The sequence below is a fragment of the Secundilactobacillus odoratitofui DSM 19909 = JCM 15043 genome (assembly GCF_001434895.1).
In the GTDB taxonomy this organism is placed as follows: Bacteria; Bacillota; Bacilli; order Lactobacillales; family Lactobacillaceae; genus Secundilactobacillus; species Secundilactobacillus odoratitofui.
Map to the genome: position 1 here is coordinate 124,995 of NZ_AZEE01000028.1, position 21,723 is coordinate 146,717.

A 21,723-nucleotide genomic window follows, 5' to 3' on the forward strand; every position below is an offset into this window, starting at 1 on the left:
GGTTTAAGCGGTTTGACCTTTATACGAGTCGCGTGTTAATCTTTTGCTAAGGTAATTATTCTGCCGCCGGGCAGCGCACCACAGTCACATCCTTTAGGCTTAATAGGATGTCGCTGTGGTGTTTTGTATTTAAAGGAGTGTATTAAGATGGCTTGGATTTACTTAGTGGTTGCAGGGGTGTTTGAAGTCGTGTGGGCAACATTCATGAAGTTTAGTGATGGGTTTCATAAGCTTGGGTTCACCGCACTGACGATCATTGGCATGTTGATTAGTTTTTGGTGTCTCGCAGAAGCGACTCGACGACTGCCGATGAGCATTGCATATCCGATTTGGACTGGAATTGGGGCGGTTGGGACCGTTATTATCGGTGTTGTCTTGTTTGGTGATCGATTGAGTCCGCTGACTTGGTTTTTCGTAGGGTGCTTGTTCATTGGCATCATTGGCATTAAACTGACGAGTCATTAGAAACTAATGGTTTGTGATATTGTCATGCAGAAAAAAGGCTAATTACTCTGAGTAAATCGGAGTGATTAGCCTTTTAAAATGTTAGGGGAATGCATTGGTTATTTAGTTTCTGGGGTGTCCTTATCAGCCGGTTTAGCCTTAGTCGCTTTATCAGCTGGTTTTGGTTCTTCTTCAGGGGCATCTTCTTTAGCCCAGATTTCTTTGATCTTGGCTTCAATTTCGGTTTGTAATTCTGGGTGATCTTCCAGATACTTACGAACGTTAGTCTTACCTTGGCCGATTCGGTCTTCGTTGTATGAATACCAAGCACCGGCTTTTTGAATGACGTTGTTGTCAACGGCCAGATTCAACAGATCAGACACACGCGATAGACCCTTACCAAAGACGTTTTCAACTTCAATACGCTTGAATGGGGCAGCAACCTTGTTCTTAGTGATCTTGATCTTAGTCATCTTACCAACAACTTCCATCTTGTCGCCTGAACCTTCTTTAACTTGTTCAGAACCAAAGACTTCCATTCGGATTGATGAATAGAACTTAAGTGCCCGGCCACCAGGGGTGACGTTAGGGTTACCGAACATCACACCAACTTTTTCACGTAATTGATTGATGAAGATCATCGTACAGTGGTTCTTGTTGATGGTCCCGGCCAGCTTACGGAGGGCTTGGGACATCAAACGGGCTTGTAAGCCAACGTGAGAATCACCCATTTCGCCTTCAATTTCAGCTTGAGGAACCAAAGCGGCCACTGAGTCAACCACGATCAAGTCGACTGCGGCACTGGCTGCCAACGCATCGGCAATTTCGAGACCTTGTTCACCCGTATCTGGTTGTGATAAGAGTAAGCTATCGAGATCAACGCCTAAGGCTTTAGTATAAACTGGATCAATGGCGTTTTCAGCATCGATGTAGGCAACGGTGCCACCATCGCGTTGAACTTGGGCAACGGCTGCTAGGGCCAAGGTCGTTTTACCAGATGATTCAGCGCCGTAAATTTCGATAATTCGCCCCTTAGGATAACCACCACCAATGGCGTGATCCAAGGACATCAAACCAGTTGAGAAACGGTCGATGTCGGTGTTAGTTGCGTCACCCATCCGCATAACGGCACCCTTACCAAAGTTCTTCTCAATTTTTTTAAGGGCGCGGTCAAGTTCGGCTTGGCGGGCTTCTTGGTTTTTAGCTTCAGCTTTAGTTTCGGCTTTTGAGTCTAATGATTTATAAGGCATTATTGCTGTATCCTCCAAATTTTAACGAACATTTGTTCTAGTCAGTATATTAATTTTAACATGGATTAACCAGATTACAAGTGGAACGACGAAAATAAAAACAGATAAATGAGTTTAAAAAAATAAAGTAGCGTTTATCCATTGAATCAGAAAATTTGACGCATGGCTAAAGAAAACCAACTGATGTTAACTACGCCAAGAACCCCAAAGATTGTTTCATTTTGTATGACGCACTTTTAGAAGTTTCTGGGTAAGTCAAGATACGATTATTGATTAAGTCTCTATTTTATCATCTAAATTGGTTTTCAATCGAAGAAAAGTGTCAAATCTTAATACTATTTTGAATGTATATAGCCATTATAAAAATTAATTTAAAATAAGAACATTGTGTCAATCAGTATCGGTGTCGATAACTTGTGCAATTCCTTGACAAGTTAAGAGGCCTGTACCTACTTTATTCAATTTAACGAATAATGGTTGCATAATCGAATCTGACTCTTTAAAATCGACTATACCAATTAGGAAATAATATACATGATTTCCTAACGGTATCTGTTGTATATGCATTTTGGAGAGGGTGGGTATAGGATGAAAAAGCAGACCAATCGACAACGGCAAAAATTGTTGGACGACGTCGAGCAGAAGAAGGTATGGTTTAAACTATATAAAGCTGGAACCAAATGGGTAATTGCCGGGTTAGCTACCGTAGCTTTTGGCATGACGGTTTCAGTGGGGCAGGTTAAAGCAGATACAACTGAATCAGGTGTGTCGTCAAGTTTGATCTCAGATCAGTCGACCGTTGCACCACCCGCAGAGCAACCAACGACTACTGATGTCGCAAACTTGAATACGGATGAAACTTCTACAACCGCAGATCAACTGGCGAATACTACTGACCAGACAAAGGGTGAAAGCCAGTCGTCAAATGCCGGAAGTAGCCAAACAGTGCAACCAGATAATTCAGCCACAGCTGGTACTGTCGCAGATTCACAGCCAACTGTGACACCACCGGCGTCCATTTCCGAATCATCATCGAACCCGACAACTCAACCCGAGTCAAATAGTAACACTACGGGTTCATCACAAGCTGAATCTGGTCCGCCAACAGTAGCACCACAGTCAACTACGTCTAATTCGGTGGCCGATTCTGGTACTGTGGTTGCGGCTCAACCGGTTGAAGTACCAGCGATACCCGAAAATATCGTGAACGCGCCGATTGCACCACTTGCATTGGCGGCTGTTGCGGCATCGACAGTTCACGCATCCGACATTAATACTGCGGCCGTTGATATCACTGCGATGGCTTTGACCGATGGGTTCGCAGCCAAAAAATTTCCTAGCCCAGTGATAACAACTGATGTCTCAAAACTTGCACCTGCAATTACCTATTATTTTGACGGAAAAGAAGTTATTCGAATAACCAATTTCACTATCAATCCAAATCAATCAACCTCGTGGACGCCGCTACCAAATAAATTATCGAATGAGATTTTGACTAATAAGATGTATCAAGGCAATTACACGTTGACTGCTACCAATACACGAACCGTGGACGGTCAGCTAGAGTTAACCCAAAATTCAGTCGTGACGCTTAATTTTGGTGCTAAAACGCTTACGTCAAGTGGCACGAATAAAATTGCCAACGATGTGATGATTAAATTAGCAACCTTAAATGGTGCTGGTGCGGTTACTTCAAGTAGTAATGTGGAGTTATATGATCCAAATTTCGCACGGTGGGAGTATGAAATAGTACCAATTACAATCCCAGGATATAAAAATGAGTTTACGTTCCCAACAGCAGACAGTTCACTAGTCTTTGAATTCCAAGAAATGATGGATAGTAACGACATTAACACGCTCCCGTTACCCGATGGTTTCTCCCTTCACTGGGGGTTCATGCAGGTAACCCCAACTACGATTAACCTGAATCCCGCGATAACCGATTGGCAGCCATACAATGGTGCTGGCACGGTAAGCAACATGATTATGAGAGGGACAGGGACGGCTGCTGGTGATACGATTACCATTTCCACAGTGGATGGCACTAAGTCGTTAAAGGTCGTAGTTGGTAATGACTACAATTGGTCGGCCAACTTGGCTGGGACGTTTAACGCCAATGATGCACTCTACGTTGTTGAGAGTAATAACTTGGGTGACACACCAGGTGCAGATATCGCCCAACAGAAAAACGTGATTTCACGTGTCATTAATTACGTGGACAGTAGTAATCAAGTGTTAGCATCCAAGACAACTCAAAACGTTGAAATGACACGTGCTGTTTCAGGTAATTACATCAATAGTAGCTTAAGTAACGTGACGTATGGCGCATGGCAAATTAATGACTCATTTGCGGCGGTCACGCCACCAACCGTTTCAGGTTATCTTGCAGCCACCGAGTTGGTGCCGGCAGCCAATGCAGATCCAACGAAGCCGTTAACAACTGTGAACGTGACTTATAACCCAGTTGGCCAGTACACCTTCACAGGCTATACGCAACCGGTGACGCCAATTGCGTACCCGAATGCGAAAGATGATCCAACTACCATCGATGTGACAGGAGTGGAAATTCCGTTCTATCAGGGGTATACGGCTCAAATGGATGGCAATCAGCTAAAGTTAAAGGATGCCAATAATCCAGTTGGCGGGTACATTGCCCCCGTCCCAGTTGACCCCTTGAAAAACACTGCGATTACCTATTCTGCAGATGAACAGAAAGTGACGGTAATTGGCCAAGACGTCACGGATGAAAGCAATCCAGTCCAACTTTTCATCTATGACCAACCAGGGTATTCCGGTGATATCATCAATTATTCACCTCAAGCTGATATTAACGATGCTATAAATTCAGGGTATTCAATGATTGAAAATCAATTTTCCGCCAGTGGCATGACGTACGATTTTGATCAAAATATCGATCAAAAGTATCTCATTAACTTTGTCCACATCTTAGCGCCAGTATCATCAAACACGTCGATTAAACCGGGTGAACCAGTCGACCCCAACAATCCTGATGGGCCAAAATGGCCGGCAGATTCTCAGGACGTTTCGGCGCTATCAAAAGTGGTGACGAGTACGATTGATTACGTCAATGATGAAGGCAATATTGTTTGGCCTTCTCAGACCCAAAAACTTCAGTTTGAAACGACTGGGACCATTGATTTGATCACTGGCGCACTCAATTCCGATGAAAAATGGGTACCAGTAACGCCTGATGCGAATGGTGAACCGGATACGACATTCGATGCAGTTGTGAGTCCTAGTGTGGCCCGTTATTATACACTTGATCCAGTAGTGCCAGAGCAGACGGGTATTTCCGAAAAGACGGTTGATCAAACCACCACCGTCATTTATTTAACTTTAGGAAGTTGGCAAACTAACGATCCTAATATTAAAGACATCCGGTACCCATTCGACCCGAATAATAGTGGGGGAATTTTACCAAACACTGCGCCAAATTATCCGGTAATTCCGTATGTACCTGGGATGACGCCGGTTGGACCGGAAGGTGTGCCGTTAGCGCCTAAGAATCCGTCAAACGTCAGTGAAGGCTATGTTCCGCCAACACCAACTTATCTAAGCGGCAACACAGAAATTAACTACCTTGCGGATCCACAACAAGCCACAATCACTTATCAAGATGTTGAAAATCCAGACGAGCCAAGTATTCTAGGTGACGTTGATCAAATTGAAGGTGATGCTGGCACTACGTCAGATTACCGAACGACTGACCGAATCAAAGCATTGGCGGCACAAGGCTACCAGTTACAAACAGATGATTATCCAACGGACGGTGTCGTATTTGATGATGATTATCAAACCGTTCAGACCTTTACAGTGAACTTCATTCATTTAGTCGTCACGATTACCCCAGATAAACCGGGGCAGCCAGGACAGCCGATAGATCCAGATGTTGCCGATGGTGCAAAGTGGCCCGCCGGAACGGATGACGTATCGGCCTTAACAAAGGATGTCACGTCCACGATTACTTATGTGTTTGAAAACGGTGATAATGCAGCGCCAACGGTAGTCGATCATGTGACATTCACTCGAACCGCAACGGTTGATATCTTGACTGGTATTGTCACACCTGCTGATACTTGGACAGTGGTGACTAAAAATGCTGATGGTACAGAAGATACGGCCTTTGACGCAGTCCTAAGTCCGGTGATTAACGGTTACATTGCCTCACTTAAGCAGGTGCCAGCAGTTACGGATGTAACGCCAACGACTGATAATCTCACGACTGAGGTGACCTATCGTCAGTTAGGGTCATGGGTGCCAACCGATCCTTCATTGCCGGCAATCATTTATCCCAATGATCCGGATAATGGTAACGGCATTCTACCGTTAACTGATCCTCAGTCACCCGTCATTGCTTACGTACCAGGTATGACTCCACTTGGACCAGATGGTAATGCGCTGATTCCTAAGAACCCGGATGATCCAACGCAAGGTTACATTCCACCAGTTCCAGCTGATTTGAGTCAACCAACGCCAATCACGTATACGGCTAATCCACAACGGGCTACTGTCACTTACCAAGACATTCAGATTCCAGACAAACCAGTTGCAATTGGCATCGTTGACGTACTGGTTGGTAAAACTGGCGAAACAATCGATTATGCTACGGCTGACCGGATTAACGAATTGGTGGCGCAAGGTTACCAACTAGTGGCTGATGGCTATCCAACGTCGGCCGTGAAGTTTGATAATGTGAATAACGAAGATCAAGCCTTTCTTGTGACGTTTGTTCATGCAAATGCTTCAATAACACCTGAACAACCAGGGGTTCCTGGTGATCCTATCGATGCCAACAATCCGAATGGACCAAAATGGCCTACAGGTTCTGATGATGTGGGGACCATTACCAAATCCGTCGTCGAAACGATACACTACGTTGAGGAAAGTAATCAATTACTCGCAGAAGATTATGTGAATCAAATTGATTTTGCCACAACCGGACGAGTAGACTTGGTTACTGGCACCATTACGCCTGACGAGACAGGTTGGCAAGTGACATCAAAAAATGCGTTCGGAAATCCAGATAACACATTCGAGGCAGTTAAAAGCCCCGTGATAGCAGGCTATTATACGAAGACAACCGTGATTGACGCTGTTCCAAATATTGATGCCAAGACGGCCGATATTGAGCAAACAGTTATTTACCTAACGCTTGGTGGCTGGGAAACCAATGATCCAGCTACACCGGTAATTTCTTATCCAAATGACCCAAACAATGGTGGTCAGTTACTACCAGCAACTGATCCAAATTACCCAGTGATTCCGTATGTACCTGGAAAGACACCAGTAGGACCGGATGGGAAACCATTAACACCAAAAGATCCCGACGATGCTACGCTTGGTTATTTACCACCGACACCTGAAGATCTTAGTAAACCAACCCCAATCACGTATACAGAAGATCCGCAACAAGCAACCATCACCTATCAAGACGTTTCTGATGAAAATCAGCCAGTGGTTTTGGGTGAAGTGGATCGCATTGAGGGTGAAGCCGGCACCACGGCGGTATATACCACAGCGAGCCGGATTGCTGAATTAACGGCGCGAGGTTATCAGTTACAAGATGACGAGTACCCAAAGGACGGCTTAGTATTTGACAACGATTGGCGAACGGTTCAAGACTTTGTTGTTCGGTTCGTTCATGCAACGGCAACGCTGACGCCAGATGCACCTGGGAAGCCAGGGGAACCAATCGATCCAAATAATCCAACCGGTCCGAAGTGGCCAGTGGGTACAGATGACGTTTCAGGTCTCAAAAAGGACGTAACGTCAACCATCACCTATGTTGTACCTGACACACAAACTGGTCCAGCCCAATATACGGATGTCATAAGCTTTGTCAGCACCGCGAGTGTCGACATGGTGAGTGGCACAGTGACGCCGAATAATGATTGGACGGTGGCCACTAAAAACTCGGATGGTAGCGATGATACCACTTTTGATGCCGTGAAGAGTCCACAAGTGGTCGGCTACTTTACCATGACCCCAGAAGTGCCTGCTGTGTCAGGCATTACGCATACTTCAGATGACATCTCAAACGAGGTGATTTACGAAAAACTGGGCGCTTGGACGCCAACGGATCCATCACTGCCAAGCGTTGATTATCCAAACGATCCGAATAACGCTGGTCAGTTGTTACCAACGGATGACCCGAATTATCCAGTTATCCCGTATGTACCGGGGAAAACGCCAGTTGACGCCGACGGTAACGCTTTGAAGCCTAAAGATCCTGCTGATATCACACAAGGGTATGTGCCACCAACCCCAGCCGATTTAGGTACTTCAACGCCAATTGATTACACGCTGAACGCTCAAAAAGCAACGGTGACGTATCAAGATGTTGAAGATAAATTACAGCCAAATACGTTAGGCAAAGTTGATGTCATAGAAGGTAAGACCGGTGAAGTGATGACCTACACGACAGCTGAACGAATTGCAGATTTAGTTGCCCAGGGCTTTGTGCTTCAAAATGATGAGTATTCGGCTAGCGACAAGACATTTGATCAGGTCGATCATGTGGACCAGGCCTTCGTAGTTAACTTCGTTCATGGAACTGCAACTATCACGCCGGAGAACCCCGGCAAACCCGGTGAGCCAGTTGATTCAAATAATCCGACTGGACCCAAGTGGCCAGTTGGATCAGACGATGTGACCAATCTGACTAAAGTGGTGACGGAGACCATCAGTTACGAAGGACCACAAGGCAAGGTTGCAGATAACCACAGTGATCAGGTGACCTTCACGAGAACGGCCACGATTGATTTGACCACGGGTGATGTGACGCCAGCTGCAACTTGGACAGTTCAAACTAAGAACGCAGATGGCACACCTGATACCACCTTTGATGCCGTTATCAGTCCAGTTATTCCAGGTTACTATACGACAACACCGGTAGTGGCGGCAGTCATGGACCTCAATGCAGATTCTAAAAATGTAGCTATTACGGTCACTTATGGCCAGCTTGGTGGCTGGACCACTGATAATCCGGAACAGCCTGTCATTGCATATCCGAATAATCCAAATAATCCGGGTGGTGTGCTGCCAGTAACTGATCCATCTGCGCCAGTAATTCCTTACGTGCCTGGACTGACACCGGTTGGACCTGATGGCGAAGGGCTTCAACCTAAGGATCCGAGCGACCCTAGTCAAGGCTATCTACCACCAACACCAATTGATCCTGGTCAGTCAACACCAATCAACTACATTGCCAACCCACAATTGGCGACGGTAACCTACCAAGATATTGAAGATCCTAATGCACCGATGACGATTGGCATCGTCGACAATCTAGCCGGAAAGACTGGTGAAACGAGTGCGTACCGTACAGCTACTCGAATTGCTGAATTAGTTGCAAAGGGCTATGTTCTCCAAGAAGACAACTATCCAACCGCCGGCGTAGTGTTCGATACTATCGATGATAATGTCCAGGCTTTTACCGTGACGTTCACACATGCTACAGCAACGTTAACGCCAGAAACCACCGTGACACCTGGTACATCAGTTGATGCTGATAACCCAGATGGTCCAAAATGGCCAAGCGGTGTTGATGATAAGAGTCAGGTCATTCGCAACGTGAGCGAAACTGTGACCTATGTGGATGTGACTGGTCAACAAGTGGCTGAAACACATCATGATAGTGTTCAATTTACACGAACAGTTACTGTAGATCTTGTAAATGGGACGGTAACGCCGGCTACTGATTGGACAGCTCAGAATGGTGATACAACGTTTGATGCAGTTAACAGCCCACTTATTAACGGTTTCTTCGCTAGTAAAGCGGTTATTGATGCCGTCACTAATCTAAACGTGGATAGTCCAAACGTGGTCGAAGAAGTCGTGTATAAACAGTTAGGTGGGTGGGTGACCGGTGAACCTGGAATCGCCCCAGTACCGTACCCGAACGACCCAACCAACGCGGCTGGCACTTTAAATCCAACTGATCCACAACTGCCAACGATCCCTTACGTACCAGGCAAGACGCCGGTCGGCCCTGATAGCGTTGCCCTGACACCGAAGAATCCGTCGGTACCAGCAGACGGGTATTTACCACCAGCGCCAGCTGATTTGAGTAAGGACACGACGATCACCTACGTCGATAATGACAATGGGGGCGTAACTGATACTGGCAACGGTACACCTGAAACACCGGAAACGGATGGAACGGGCGCAACACCTAACACTGATCAACCGGGCAAGGACCAGTCTGGTACCGATACCATTGGTGAAATCAGCCCCGGTACGGGCGTCCAGCAGACGGAGCCTGAAATTGATGTTCCCGGAACAAATGGGCAGGGTGAGCAGATGCCAAAGCCAGTTACTGAAAGTGCACCAACAACTGGTGTAAACGAAACGGGTTCACTGCAACCGGGACCATCTACCAATAAGTTAACGATTGGCACAGCGACTTCGAGTCAACAGAAATTACCGCAAACCAGTGACAGCCAGTCACTTTGGGCTACTATTGGTTTAGCTCTGATGAGTTTGTTAGCGGCGCTTGGTCTCTCAGGTAAACGTCGCAAAGAAGATGAGTAATTAGCTTATTGCAAGGTGCCCGTGAGTGGCACTGATAATCGCTTTTCAACTGAGCCTCTTCAACAACCACGCATATTCGCCGATGCGGGTTGTTGGGGAGGCTTTTTTGTGAAAAAACGTATCAAATCAAATGTTGTCATGTGCTATTCTTAAATTAATAAACAGTTAAGATTTCAATTAATAGTCTGTTAACATCGAGCAGATAAACTAATTAGTGTAAGGAGGGGATGACCATGACAGCCATACTGGAAATGCATGACGTTACGAAAAGGTTTGGCAAGCAACTCGTATTAGATCACGTGAATTTAACGATACAACGAGGGGATATCTACGGTTTAATTGGTCGGAATGGGGCCGGTAAAACAACGATTCTGAAAACCATCGTTCAACTGTTGTATGCAGATTCTGGCACGATTATGCTGTTTGGGGCCGACACGAAGCACGGGTATGGCAAACAACTTAAACGAACTGGTAGTGTGATTGAAACACCGGTCGCTAATGATCAACTCACTGCGCGTCAAAACCTCAAGTATTATTGCAAAATTAAAGGAATTGTTGATCAAGATGCAATTGAGGAAGCATTGAACTTTGTTGGCTTAACCGATACGGGCAATAAAAAATTTAAGCAGTTTTCACTTGGCATGCGTCAAAAATTAGGCTTGGCAATTGCGATGCTGAATAAACCCGATTTTCTAATCCTGGATGAGCCCATCAACGGGTTGGACCCAATCGCCATCGCTGAATTTCGTCGACTGTTAATTAAACTGAATCAGACTCAGCAAATGACGATTCTGATTTCGAGCCATATTTTGGAGGAATTATATCAAATGGCCACCCGTTTTGGCATCATTGATCGTGGCGTCATCTTAAAAGAACTGACTAAGGAAGAATTTGAGGCTCAGAGTCGGGAATATATCCGGTTACAAGTAGATCAACCACAATTGGCAGCCACCGTATTAAATCGAATGGGTGTTCAGGATTTCAAAGTGGTCGATCAAAACACAATCAACGTTTACGACCTGTCGCTTGATAACCAAACGTTAGTTGAGATGTTAGTGGCGGCAAACGTTGGTGTCAGCACCATCGTCAAGGAACACATTAACTTGGAGAATTACTTCAAATCAATTGTTGAGAAAACGGGGGTGTAATCATGTTAAATATGATGAGAGCGGACACTTACCGATTATTTCATTCAAAAGGGTTCTATATTACGCAAATTTTCATGATTTTGGTTGCAACAATCAATATTTTAACGGCGAGTTTGTTCATGATTGGTGGCAATGACGGCCTCTCAACCTTTTAAGACGCTAATCAAAAATTGACTTGGACTGTGTGCAATGTGTGAAGGCAATGACCAGTGAAGCCAGTATGTTAATTTACTTTTTATTACCCTTGTTCATTATGACGATTGGCTTTGAGTTTTCTCGTCAGATTTATAAGAATCCACTCAGTAGTGGGATGTCACGATTGAATTATTTTATTTCCAAGTATTTGGTATTTATTATCGTAGCGTTCAGTCAATTTGTTTTCTATTACTTTTTCGTATTCATCGCTGGTGGCATAAAAAATGGTTTCGGTCACGCTTCCGGCACTTTTGTCGGTAAGTTTGCGGGCACGGTTGGGATTCAGTTTGTTGAAATCAATGCCATTTTTGCAATCACTGTACTCGTGATGTACCTGTTCTTCTCGACCATCACTGCGGTTGTGACCACCATTATTTTGCCAATGATTTTGACCGTTGTCATCGATATTTTGTACAAACACGAGTGGCTACACAAGTTTAGTTTTCAAAACAATATTGATAACGCGTACTTTGCTACTTATTCCAATTCGGCATTATTTCAGCTCATTTTAGTGGGACTTGGCACGATTGCTGTCTGTACCATCCTCGCCTATCTTACTTTTCGGAAACGAGATCTTTAGTTGAGTCCACTAAAATAAACATCGATGAACCACTCAGAGTATGACTGGTTCATCGATGTTTTAATTTGTGCGCTTAAATTGAAGTTTTAGTTCGAATTCTAAGTCGTGCGTGGTTACAGAAACGGTGCCATGTTGTAATTGTGTGAGCTCCGAAATAATGTAGAGTCCCAGGCCAGCGTTCTGTTTTTGATGGGATAAATCTTCCGTGTAAAAACGGTCAATTAATCGATTGGCGTCCTTGATGGGTGTAGCCAGTTGATTGGCAGCGGTTAACTCTAATGTGTCATCGATTTGTTTAAGTGTGATGGTTGCCTTTTTCGAAGCATGATCCAAAATATTGCCAAGGATATTTTGAAAAATTCTGGTCATGGCTTCTTCATCTAGAGACCAGGTCAGTTGTGGTTGAATGTCTAAATTAAGCGCTAAATCACGTTGTTGGAGTGCATCGTACACGTTCAGACAGGCTTCTTGTAATCGTGCAGATACGTTCACGGGTGTCGGTGTGATGGTAATTCGATTTTCGATGAGACGATTATAGAGTAGGAGTAAGTCTAAATGCTTGGTTAGAAGGGCTAAGTTATGATCCAATTTAAGGACTTGCTGGTGAGCGTCGTCACTTAACGATGAATTTGTTTTGAGTAGTTGCGCGTAACCGCTGGCGACTGTGAGTGGGGTGCGTAAATCGTGAGAGATGTTATGAATCGCTAAGTCGAGCTGGTTCTTGGATTTGACCGATTGACTGAGCACAGCTTGGTGTTGATTTAAGAGTGTGTCAATTTCTTGGGTTAACGCAACAATTTCATGATGACGAGAGTGGACCCGAATTTGTTGATTGGTCGTGTGATGATTAATGAAGTGCAGTTGGTTGGTAATCGTCCGAAGATCCAGCTGAGCAATGACTAAATAGATGAGCAGAGCAACGAGGATGATGATCAGAACCAACATGCCGATAATTAAAATCATGCTAATCGCACCCCAATTCCCCAGATTGTTTCAATATATTCATGTTCCGGATCAAGCTGCTCAAGTTTATGACGTAAGTTACTCAAGTGAACGTTGATGGTATTTTCATCACCAAGGTAAGGTGTGCGCCAAATTTGTTCGTAAAGTTTTTCGCGAGTAAAAATCGTACTCGGATTTTGGAACAGAAGTTGCAAAATTTCGCATTCTTTTCGTTTCAATGTCAGTGTTTGATTGCCGTTAGTGATTTTAAATTGATCGGGCAACAAGGTCACACTGTGGTGATGCAAGGGCATAGTCGCCATTTGCGGTTGTGTTTGACGCAGTTGCACCGCGATTCGCGCCTTTAGTTCTTCAATATTGAAGGGCTTAGTTACATAATCGTTCGCACCCGCCATTAAAAGAGCAGCGATGTCCTTTGAATCGTCCAGCGCAGTGAGGATAATGATTGGAACCTGAGATGTTTTGCGGATAATTTTAAGCACCTCATCACCGCTTTTTCCTGGGAGCAGACGATCTAGTAAAATCAATGAAACCGGTTGTTGACCGAATAACAGTAAGCCTTCAGTACCGGAATAAGCCGGTATGATGTTGAAAGCTTGTGCTAAAAAGCCCTTGAGAAGCTCTTGCATATCATTATTGTCTTCAATAATTAGGATCGTTTTCAAAGCTGCCACCACCCTTCATTTCAAGTTAATTTTACTGGTATGTGAAGAAGGTGTCAAAATCAGTTATAGTTTCAATACGTCTATTTTTTCGGGAAATTAATGCTTTTTGAGAATTATTGTAACGGTTTTCTTTATGTAAAGGTAAGTAATTAACTGTCGTTAGTGGTCTACTTAATAATCGTTCATTTTTTTAATCGTTTAGTTAAAATTTTGAATGCTTTGGCCTATTGTGAATTTATACGTGATGACTATAATTAATTTTGTAATGAAGTATAAATCGTAGTTACTTTTGGGGAGGAATCTATTATGGAAGAGCAAAAAGTGATTCGTGCAACGCGTCGCTTACATCAAGCGGAGACTGAGTTGAAGGTTCGTAAGAAGCTATATAAATCAGGTAAACTTTGGCTTGCTGCCAGTCTCGCTACTGCGGCTCTTGGGGTGTCATTAGTTGGGAGTGGTGTGTCGGCCAGTGCGGATACTGAGAACCCCGCAACTAATTCACAGACAACAACTGCAGTTACGACAGCCGGAAATTCAAAACAGGTAGTCATTGGGAGTGATAATCAATCGGTTTCCCAAACAGATCAAACAACAAGCCAGACGACGGCAACTGTTAATCCAGCTGAAACAACAAAAGATGATAGCAAAACATCAGTTGAAGTTCCTCAGCAAAGTGCAGCTGCACATACTGATGAGAGCATTCAACCGCAAAATGATACAAATGTTACTCATGAAGAATCAACAGCCGCGACATCGGACGAAACAGAGGCTGTTTCCAAAACCGGACAGTCAAATACTAAAACTAATTCCACCGATGAGACTACTCAAGATGAGCAAGTAACTCAGTTAGGTTCAGCTACAAGCGACCAAGTGAAAAACGCAAAGGTTGAAGCTACAAACAACTTTAAAGCCACTGGAAAAACACAAAAAGTGACAGCTGCAGAGGCTACCACGCCAACAATTGTAGAAAAGGGGACTTATGGCACAGCAGCTTGGGATATTGATTCTAACGGGTTACTGACACTTCATGCTGGTACGATTGATGGCCAAAAGTATTTGTATACTCAATTTTCTTCGCCAGTCAAATCAATTTACGTTGATCCAAACGTTACTGTGGCCGCTACTGCGGGGAGTGGCATTTTTGGTAATCTCCACGATGTGACATCAATTGATGCCAGCAACCTTGATACTAGTTTAATGAAGAGCTTTGGTGGTATGTTTGTTAGTGACACATCGTTAACGTCATTAAATATCTCCGGACTGAATACAAGTAATGCGACGACGCTAGTGAACATGTTTATGAATGATGCTTCCTTGTCGTCGGTTGACGTCAGCAGTTTCGACACATCAAAAGTTGTTAGCATGAAAAATATGTTTAGTGGATCAGGCATCCAATCCTTGGACCTCAGTAACTTTGACATGACTAACGTGACTGATGCGACAGATATGTTGGCAAAAACGCCAAATTTATGGGACTTAAAACTTGGCGCAAATGATATTTTAACTGGCGTTAACTTAAGTGAGGCACCAGCGGCAGGTACTGCGATTCCGGCAAGTACAGACGGAGCGGTTACCGTCGCTCCTTCATGGCAGAAAGTTGGTAGTGGTAGTGTCACTTCACCAACTGGCGAAACCATCTCTGCAGCTGGTCTTATGAGTCAGTATGCAACTGCCGGGAATGGTGCAAGTGAAACCTATGTTTGGGCACAAGATGCATCTAGTGTCGTTAATTTTGTTGATGCGGCAACTGGTGCGAATTTAGGTTCTGCCATCATCAGGGGCCAATATGGTCAAACAGCCAGCAACGACATTACTTCACAATATCCAGCAGGATATATTTTGGCTGCTGGTGATGCATTAAATGGTCATACTCAGGCGGTTACACCGTTAGTTGTTGGAAGTTCTGACCAAACGTTGTATTTAGCAAAAGCGCCTACCATTGATATTTCGTATGTAGATGATACAGATAATGGTGCAGTTGTTTTAGATCGTACGTTGGCAGGAGCACTCGGAACAACTTCTAATTATAATAACTCAAGTGACTTAGCCGATTTAGCTACAGCGGGTTATGTTTTAAGTAGCAGTGATGTACCTGCTTCGTTAACATTTGATCAAGATGCAGCCACCTACACAGTTCATCTCACTCACAAAATTGATACCGTTAAAGGAACGGATGATACTGCCACTGATAGTCAGAAAAAGGAGGCTGATCTTACATTCCAAGGTCAACCTATTGGGACAACGTTGACAGCTAGTCAGGTGGTCCCTTCTGGTGACCTTGAGCAAGCTGTCTTCTTAGTTCGAGACAAGAACGTTGATGAAGTCCTGAAAGCACAAGGCAAACCAGTGAGTGAATATACCACATACGGACCTTGGTATGCGATCAACGATATAACTCCAGTTACTCCAGCGACTCCCGAAGGCTATATTCCAAGTGTCACCGAGGTCGACAACTTAGACTCGGTGATTCAAAATGATATTACAGCACGGCAGTATGTTATTGCTCAGGCAACCCAGATTTCAAACAAAGCAACAGATAAAGTCGGTGGCGATTTTAGTTTAACGATGCTCATCTCCTATACTTTGATGAAGTACACTGAGCCGATTGCGTATGTTGATCAAACCACTGGTGAGCCAGTTGGTCAGATTGAAAAAATTTCGGGCACGTATGATTCCACTACTTTTTATCCAGTTATTGCACCAGAAGGGTATGAAGTGGTCGATGGTCAACCAGAAATTGTAAATGGTAAAATTAACCTCACATTTACACCAGATATGCAACCAGTTGTTATTTACGTTAAACCGATTGTTTACGTACAAAACGCCACAGTAACTTATCAAACAGCAGATGGCAGTTCTATCGGTAGCGAGATGTTTAGTGGTAACTCGGGTGATGAAATTGCATTTGATACAGCTGATTATGTTGCGGATCACTTTGCTAAGTATACAATCAAGACGGATGAGACGGCCAATGGTGCAACCTACGATACTGATAGGGATAGTAACCAAGTCTTCCTCGTAACTTTAGCATTACGCCCAGTTACGACGCCAGTGACACCAACAGGGGTTGATGGACAGCCAATACCAAATACGACCCCAACCAATGAATCCGGTACACCTGGAGATCCGATCACTAGCTTGCCAACGGTTGATGGCTATACGTTGATTCCAAATCAAACACCATACTTCCCTGCAAATGATGGCACACCGACAATCGTTTATTACGTTGCTCATCAAGAATTGGCAACTGTAAACTTTGTTGATTAAAATGGCAAGTTGTTGAGTCGTTTAGACGAAATTGGTGCTGATAATACGCCATTAAATCATTCAGACGTCGCAACGCTGATTCAAAATGAATTATCCGCTAACTACAACCTTGTTTCAGATGGCACAGTTGGGGGTAACTTCGATGCTGACCCAAGTGAGAACCAGACATTCCTGGTCAAATTTGCCAAGATGGCTAGTCCAACAACGACAACACCAACTACGACCCCATCGACGACGTCTGATAAGCAGCGTGCAGAGGTTGTGTTCCTAGATGAAAATGGTAAACAACTCAATGCTAAATTGATTACCGGTGAAAGTGATAGTAGCGTTGATCATGGACAATTAACGGCACTGATTCAACAAACCATTAGTGATGGTTATAATTTGAAATCTGATGGTACAGTTGGCGCTACCTTTGACCATGACAGTGATGTTGACCAAACTTTTGAAATTGTGTTCACGCAAATTGTAGATACTGGCACGAATACGCCGACTACCACAAATCCAGGTGATGACACACCTTCAAATAATAATCCTGGAACACCAGCGCAGAATAATGAAACTACACCAGATACACCGGTTACACCAAACTCAACACCGACAACCGAGGTGACAACTCCTAATACGACGGTGCCTGAAACAGAGAATGGTACCACCACAGATACACCGGAAAACGAAACTGTTGATACACCAGATACACCAACAGATGACAATCAAGAAAATAATGGTGTCGTAACCACCAGTCAGACCACCACAAACGATACTTCGAATCAAACCGAATCAAGCATAAACGCTAATCTTTCGACAGGCCTGGATCAAGCGACTGCCAATTCGAAGATGGCTAATAAGGATCAAGCCTTACCACAAACAAATGAAGATTTGACCAATTGGGTAAGCCTTCTAGGATTATTGACGCTTGGCATGGTAGGTATCGGTATCGAGAAGAGACGAAAAAATTAGTGAGTCGTATCAGTAAAAATGATTAAATCCTATTCATCAAACAAAACCACCGAGATTCTCATCATGAGAATCTCGGTGGTTTTGTTTTTTTTTTAGCGTTAGAAGATAATCCAGATTAATTGTAGGTTAATCAGGCAACGAGGGGTCTTTTTGACCAAAATTAATCCGACCATTCAAGCTGACAAAGTAATTGGCAAGGCTGGAATGATGGTTTCCGCCGCCACTTGGAAATTTACGTGATAATTTAACCATTTCATTGCGATAGGTGACATTCAATTTCTGATTGGTATCCCGGTTAAAGTGAATGAAGTGCCAATTGTAGGTTTGCGGAAAGTTGGGCGTTTTGACCTCTGACGTAGGGTCGACCAGAATAGGTTCAGCAATTTGACCGAGTTGTGTCACGGCCGGCATTGAACGACGCTGAAGTTGCTTTGGCTTGGGTGACATTGGTATGACAATAATTTGATACTTTTTTAACGGCATTTCGAAGACAGTTGAGTCGGTAATTTGAGTGCTAATAATTAAGTTACCAGTGTGACGTAAATCAACTAATTGTTGATTGATAATGGGTTTAATTGGTGTATTTTTAGGCCCGTTTATAAATGGAACACGTCGTAATTGATTTTTTGGTGTCAAAATTTCGATTTCAGCAGGGACAGTTTCGGGAACGGTATCCGCTTGCAACTCTGGAAGCGGTGTTACCTTGGGATTGGCTCGATAATAATAAACGACTTTTTGGGCAATCGGGTTATATTGGCCTGTTGTATTACCGCTCGTGTAGTCTAACGTATAACCATCAATTGGTAATGCAGAAGAGGAGTAATTGCCATCGGGGTAAGTCCCCTGAGTGCTATCGACCGTACCTAAAGTTCTAGTTGAAAGAATCGCGCCAGTTGATTCATCGACATATTCCACGGTAACAGCGGCATTGGGTAAGTAAAACTCATATGGTGTTTCTTGGTGTGCGGGCATCTCACCTTGAAATAAGCCAGTAGTGGCAATGAGTGTGTAGCCAGTATATTGTTTTGGCTTTGCATTGATCGTGGTACCAGTCGTCAATGAAGATGTTTGTGAATCTGCAATTTGGACTAAAGGTTCATTGGCCAAGTTATTTTCGGGTGTTTCCGCACTTGTTTTTTGATAGTAATATGTCACCTGAACCGGTTGTTGCCCATTGGTTAAATCAGTTTGGGAAAACACACCACTAACTGGACCACTTGACGAGGCATAAGTATAGCCATTAAACGGAAGTTGAGAGTAATTTGTGCTGTAAGCATCATCTTCAAAAGCATTTGTAGATGGTATTGTATATTGCCACAGTAATTGTTTTGGATCGGCCAAATCAACGTAGGAGACCTCAATATTTGCTAGTGGTAAATATTCGAAAGAGTAAGTGTAATTACCAACACCAAATTGGTCTGGTACCACATCATCAATATTACCGACAAATTTATAGCCAGGAATTTCAGGTACATACGCTGCCTTGTTTGTGATTTTAGTTTGAGTTGGGTCGCTTGCATCTGTACTAATGGTGTAACTTGAAATATTACCATCCTTTTGAATTTGTCCGACATTGGTTTTGGCACCGTCCACTGTAATGTCAGATTGATTGGTTTGGTTTTTGAACTGGAAGGTAATCGTACCCGTTGCTGTATCCGAAATATTATTACTGTTCGAAGCGGACAGAGCGCTAGTTGACTGTTTACTCGTAGCCCCACCATCATTAGACTTAGCAGCTGTTGAGGAATCTGCTTGACTAGGTTCAGTACTAGATGTCGTCGTGCTGGTATCCGTGTCAGTTGGTTTGTTGGTCAAAGTCGTAGTTGAACTCGATTCATCTGTTGTGGTTGATGTCGACTTGGCTGGTGAGGGGGGCGTTTCCGCATGTGCTGGTAATGGTAAAAAGGTGGTAGTGCCAAAAATGGCAACAGAAAATAACCCTGCTATCATCCAAACTCTAATATCATGATTAGTTTGTTTCACTGCCATCACTTTCCTTCGGTATTACACCACTTAATTTACGTTTCTTGACGGATAAAATTATGTCAGCTAATTTGGTCCAGTCTAGTGAAGTTGGTGGATCTTGCCAAACAACTTGTTGTTTATGAACTTGTGGTGAGTGAAAGTCTGAAATATAAATATCAGTTTTGTTAGTAACCAGCACATCAAGTATGATATTGGCATGACTAAAAGATTGTAACGACGCAATTACATAATCGGTGTATAGCGTTCCCTGTGAGAAATCTACACAGATATGAACCTGGTCCTTCATCAATTCAGGCGGAATTGAGTTGATGAGTGCGAACATATAACTGAAGTATAGATTGACTGACATATGTTGATCAATCTTTAAATCACGTCGTTGTTTCAATTCATCAATTGTTTGGTGGATGCTTATATCAAATGCAGGGTATAATTCGGAGAAAAAATTAATTTGATTGGGGTTAATGAACGTTGTTGGTTCGATGAAAAAGGTCATGAACTGTAAATGGATATTTAATATCCGTTGCCAAAGAGCGTCGCTATTGATTAAACTTGTCTGTACAAGGATGTTTTGGTGCAAAATATTATGAATGAACTGGTTTGAAAGTTGAACAACGGTTGGTAAGGATGTCGCTGCACCAGATTGCAAAGATTCACCCAAAAATCCCTGTGTTAAGAGAAAAGCGTATAAGTAATTGAATTCTGCTTCATTAAATTTAATCCCCTTAACTAAAATGTCGTCAATCAACGAGTAGAGTTCCTTGCCAGACTGATCGGGATTGAGTGAGTCAAAAATGACGTTTTCGAGGATGTGGTGATTGTTCATCCTTAATAACCATACTCTTAGAAAGATGGATAATTTAGTAAGTTGAGTCGGTTTTAATTGCTTGGGTAAAATGGTTGAAATGACTTCAATCAGACGATCGACCAAGTTTGTCAAATCGGCAAAAGGGACTTCAACAGTGTTATAGACCGTGTAGTAAAGTTGAAATAGATGAAGTCGCGTGGTGAATTCATCGTCAGCAAACAACGTACTAGCAGTGTAAAAATGATGTGCGTTTAGCGTTTTTTCCAAATTTTCGGAAGCACGATAAAAGACAGAGGTACTCATGTAGTTCGCGCTGACGTATTCTTTTTGGGTATATAAATTATCGTAGAAAAAATTGTATTCGAGTGCAACGTAAAGTGGTGAACGGTTCAAATATAACAGTGCAACACGTTGAATAAGCAATGTATCAACTTGGAACGCTTGCCAATGTAAATTATCACTTTCATCCAAATAAGCGGGCTCATTGCCAGAGACTTGCATTAGGTCAGCATTAATCGAATTAAAAAATTTGTGTAATTGGTAGTTAGTCAAATCGAATTGCTCATTTAGTTCATGCTTAGAAATGCGCATATCTGAGCGCGTGTTCAACATTGTTAAAATGTCAAAACACGTCGCATCATTTTTACTAAATAAGTAATTGTAATTCATCTCATCAAGTTCCTTTCCGCTACTATTTATTCATATTATACATGATTACCCTCATATAAAAACGGCATTCAGGGGAATTTGTGACTACATATGAGTTCATTTTTTTAAAGGCGAAATTAAAAAACTGAACGAATTCCAGTCCAAGTTGATATTGATTTCACTTGAAAACGAGAGATAATGAAAGCGTAATAAATTTATAATAAGTTTACCAAGAGATAGGCAGGAGGGATAACGAGAA

General features: G+C 43.2%; 12 protein-coding genes. 7 read left to right on the forward strand and 5 right to left on the reverse strand.

Annotated elements, in window-relative coordinates:
• Positions 1-147 precede the first annotated feature (147 nt).
• On the forward strand, positions 148-465 hold the full coding sequence (locus FD04_RS05660) for a DMT family transporter (RefSeq protein ID WP_054699779.1): 318 nt from the start codon (positions 148-150) through the stop codon (positions 463-465).
• A gap of 98 nt (positions 466-563) precedes the next feature.
• Here the strand turns inward: FD04_RS05660 and recA are convergent, their stop codons facing one another.
• Positions 564-1,694, reverse strand: a complete 1,131-nt coding sequence (gene recA / locus FD04_RS05665; RefSeq protein ID WP_056947623.1) for a recombinase RecA — start codon at positions 1,692-1,694, stop codon at positions 564-566.
• Positions 1,695-2,282: 588 nt separating this feature from the next.
• On the opposite strand from recA, the gene FD04_RS05670 reads away from it, so the two are divergent.
• From FD04_RS05670 to FD04_RS05680, 4 genes are all read left to right on the forward strand, one after another.
• The gene (locus tag FD04_RS05670) at positions 2,283-10,247 is read left to right on the forward strand and encodes a mucin-binding protein (RefSeq protein ID WP_056947624.1); all 7,965 of its coding nucleotides are present in this window, start codon (positions 2,283-2,285) and stop codon (positions 10,245-10,247) included.
• A 233-nt stretch (positions 10,248-10,480) separates the two neighbouring features.
• Positions 10,481-11,395: an ABC transporter ATP-binding protein gene (locus tag FD04_RS05675; RefSeq protein WP_054699800.1), complete on the forward strand. Its 915-nt coding sequence runs from the start codon at positions 10,481-10,483 to the stop codon at positions 11,393-11,395.
• 2 nt (positions 11,396-11,397) lie between these two features.
• Positions 11,398-11,550: a hypothetical protein gene (locus FD04_RS12445; RefSeq protein ID WP_156660407.1), complete on the forward strand. Its 153-nt coding sequence runs from the start codon at positions 11,398-11,400 to the stop codon at positions 11,548-11,550.
• 38 nt (positions 11,551-11,588) lie between these two features.
• Positions 11,589-12,170: a hypothetical protein gene (locus tag FD04_RS05680; RefSeq protein WP_235805657.1), complete on the forward strand. Its 582-nt coding sequence runs from the start codon at positions 11,589-11,591 to the stop codon at positions 12,168-12,170.
• Positions 12,171-12,230: 60 nt separating this feature from the next.
• Here FD04_RS05680 and FD04_RS05685 read toward each other — a convergent pair whose 3' ends face one another.
• Positions 12,231-13,133, reverse strand: coding sequence for a sensor histidine kinase (locus FD04_RS05685; RefSeq protein ID WP_054699804.1), 903 nt, complete (start codon positions 13,131-13,133; stop codon positions 12,231-12,233).
• The gene (locus FD04_RS05690) at positions 13,130-13,798 is read right to left on the reverse strand and encodes a response regulator transcription factor (RefSeq protein WP_082603146.1); all 669 of its coding nucleotides are present in this window, start codon (positions 13,796-13,798) and stop codon (positions 13,130-13,132) included. Before FD04_RS05690 ends, FD04_RS05685 begins: the two co-directional genes overlap by 4 nt.
• Before the next feature lie 306 nt (positions 13,799-14,104).
• Between FD04_RS05690 and FD04_RS05695 the strand changes: the two genes are divergently transcribed.
• Both FD04_RS05695 and FD04_RS05700 read left to right on the forward strand, forming a co-directional pair.
• Entirely contained in the window at positions 14,105-17,065 is a 2,961-nt protein-coding gene (locus tag FD04_RS05695; RefSeq protein ID WP_056947627.1) for a mucin-binding protein, read from the forward strand.
• A gap of 9 nt (positions 17,066-17,074) precedes the next feature.
• A complete protein-coding gene (locus FD04_RS05700) occupies positions 17,075-18,025 on the forward strand; it encodes a mucin-binding protein (RefSeq protein ID WP_235805658.1) in 951 nt (316 codons plus the stop codon).
• Between the two features lie 126 nt (positions 18,026-18,151).
• On the opposite strand, the gene FD04_RS05705 is transcribed toward FD04_RS05700, so the two are convergent.
• Together FD04_RS05705 and FD04_RS05710 are read right to left on the reverse strand one after the other, a co-directional pair.
• Positions 18,152-20,014 carry a MucBP domain-containing protein gene (locus FD04_RS05705; RefSeq protein WP_056947630.1) on the reverse strand — a complete coding sequence of 621 codons (1,863 nt, stop codon included), beginning with the start codon at positions 20,012-20,014 and terminating at the stop codon, positions 18,152-18,154.
• A complete protein-coding gene (locus tag FD04_RS05710; protein ID WP_056947632.1) occupies positions 19,995-21,485 on the reverse strand; it encodes a hypothetical protein in 1,491 nt (496 codons plus the stop codon). The genes FD04_RS05705 and FD04_RS05710 overlap by 20 nt, the downstream gene beginning before the upstream one ends.
• Positions 21,486-21,723: the final 238 nt, after the last annotated feature.

Bases quoted from the DNA above. Each gene is read 5' to 3' on its own strand.
- FD04_RS05660 (WP_054699779.1), top strand. From the start codon at position 148: ATGGCTTGGATTTACTTAGTGGTTGCAGGGGTGTTTGAAGTCGTGTGG.
- recA (WP_056947623.1), bottom strand. From the start codon at position 1,694: ATGCCTTATAAATCATTAGACTCAAAAGCCGAAACTAAAGCTGAAGCT.
- FD04_RS05670 (WP_056947624.1), top strand. From the start codon at position 2,283: ATGAAAAAGCAGACCAATCGACAACGGCAAAAATTGTTGGACGACGTC.
- FD04_RS05675 (WP_054699800.1), top strand. From the start codon at position 10,481: ATGACAGCCATACTGGAAATGCATGACGTTACGAAAAGGTTTGGCAAG.
- FD04_RS12445 (WP_156660407.1), top strand. From the start codon at position 11,398: ATGTTAAATATGATGAGAGCGGACACTTACCGATTATTTCATTCAAAA.
- FD04_RS05685 (WP_054699804.1), bottom strand. From the start codon at position 13,133: ATGATTTTAATTATCGGCATGTTGGTTCTGATCATCATCCTCGTTGCT.
- FD04_RS05695 (WP_056947627.1), top strand. From the start codon at position 14,105: ATGGAAGAGCAAAAAGTGATTCGTGCAACGCGTCGCTTACATCAAGCG.
- FD04_RS05705 (WP_056947630.1), bottom strand. From the start codon at position 20,014: ATGGCAGTGAAACAAACTAATCATGATATTAGAGTTTGGATGATAGCA.
- FD04_RS05710 (WP_056947632.1), bottom strand. From the start codon at position 21,485: ATGAATTACAATTACTTATTTAGTAAAAATGATGCGACGTGTTTTGAC.